General features: G+C 64.5%; 1 protein-coding gene. It reads left to right on the top strand.

Features of this window, described 5'->3' with window-relative positions; translation table 11 throughout:
• Window positions 1-1,826 (top strand): conjugative transfer ATPase (locus tag GY937_03750; GenBank protein ID MCP5055822.1); only part of this gene is annotated, 1,826 nt, incomplete at both ends.

Here is a 1,826-nt window from a genome sequence, read left to right as displayed (position 1 = left end):
CGCCATCACCGTGCAGGGCCTGCGCCGGGTGCCGGACATCGGCACGCTGACCGCCGAACGGCCGCTGGGCGACAACAAGGTCTATGCGCTGTTCGACAAGATGCCGCCGGGCACCGTCATGGCGCTGACCCTGATCTGCCGGCCGCAGGACCAGTTGAGCAAACATGTGCAGGACGTAAAGAAAGCCTCGATCGGCGACGGCGCGGATGCGGTGCTTGCCCGTGAGAACTGTACCGAGGTGGGGCTCGAGATGAGCCGCGGTGACCCCTTGATTCCCGTCTGTTTCAATATCTATGTCCGCGCCGAAGACGAGAAAACCCTGCGCCGTACGGTCAACCGGGTGGAAAGCCTGCTGCTGCAAAACGGCCTCCAGACCGTCGGCCGGGCGAACGATCTGCTGCCGGGCGATGCCTGGGTGCGCAACCTGCCCATGAACTACGACCCAACGCTCGATCGCGCGAACCGGCGCTCGCGGCTGATGTTCGCCTCCCATATCGCCCGCATGTTGCCCCTCTACGGCCGCTCCCGCGGCACCGGCAAGCCGGGTGTTCTGTTTTTTAACCGGGGCGGCAACCCGGTGACATTCGATCCGATCGCCGAGCGCAAGATGAACGCCTTTCTGCTGCTGCTGGGACCGCCCGGCGCGGGCAAGTCCGCTACCCTGGTCTGCCTGCTGCTGCAGGTCCTGGCGGTAACGCGCCCGCGCATCTATATCATCGAGGCCGGCAACTCCCTCGGCCTGACCTGCGACTATCTCGAAAGTCAGGGACTCAGCGTGCATGAGGCCGTGATGAAGCCGGGTTCGGACGTGAGCCTGCCGCCTTTCGCCGGCGCCCTGTCGCTGCTCGACCAGGAGGTGGAGGTCGACGCGACCCTTGACGAGGATGTCGATGACTACGCGCATGCCGCGGAAGACACACCGGACAATAAGAATGAAAAGCGCGATCTTCTGGGCGAGATGGAGATCCAGGCGCGCATTATGATCACCGGCGGCGAAGCCCTCGAGGAAGCGAAGATGTCGCGGGCCGACCGCCGGATGATCCGCGTCGCCATCCTCGATGCCGCGCACACCGTGCGTGCGCGCGGCGATGAGCAGGTGTTGACCGAGGACGTGGCGAAGGCGCTGCACCGGATCGGCGAGGATACGGCGTTCGACGAACGCCGGCGCGAACGCGCCAGGGATATGGGCGATGGCATGCTGCTGTTTTGCGATGGCCTCGCCGGCCACTTCTTCAACCGCCCGGGCACGCACTGGCCGGACGTGGATGTCACCCACCTGGAGATGGGCATCCTGGCGCACGAGGGATACGAGGACCAGCTCTCGGTCGCCTACACCGCGCTGATGAATCAAATCAACAGCGTGGTCGAGGCGCGCCAGCACGAGGCGCGCCACACCATCGTTATCACCGACGAAGGACACGTCATCACCACCAATCCGCTGCTTGCCCCCTACGTCGTCAAGATCACCAAGATGTGGCGCAAGTACGGCGCCTGGTACTGGATCGCCACTCAGAACTTCGAAGACTTCCCCGCCACGGCCAAGCGCATGCTCAACATGATCGAGTGGTGGCTGTGCCTGGCCATGCCCAAAGAGGAGATCGATCAGATCACCAAGTTTCGCGCGCTGACCGATGAGCAACGTTCCATGCTGTTGTCGGCGCGCAAGCAGCCGGGCAAATACACCGAGGGGGTGGTCATGAACACCGACATGGCCACGCTGTTCCGCAACGTGCCGCCAGGGCTGGCCCTGGCGCTGGCGCAGACGGAGAAGGATGAGAAAGCCGCGCGGGCGGCGATCATGCGCGAGACCGGCTGCACCGAGGTGG

Source organism: bacterium (assembly GCA_024228115.1).
Classification (GTDB): Bacteria; Myxococcota_A; UBA9160; order UBA9160; family UBA6930.
Note: the sequence above shows the minus strand (reverse complement) of the source record. Positions and strands in the feature narration are given on the sequence as shown.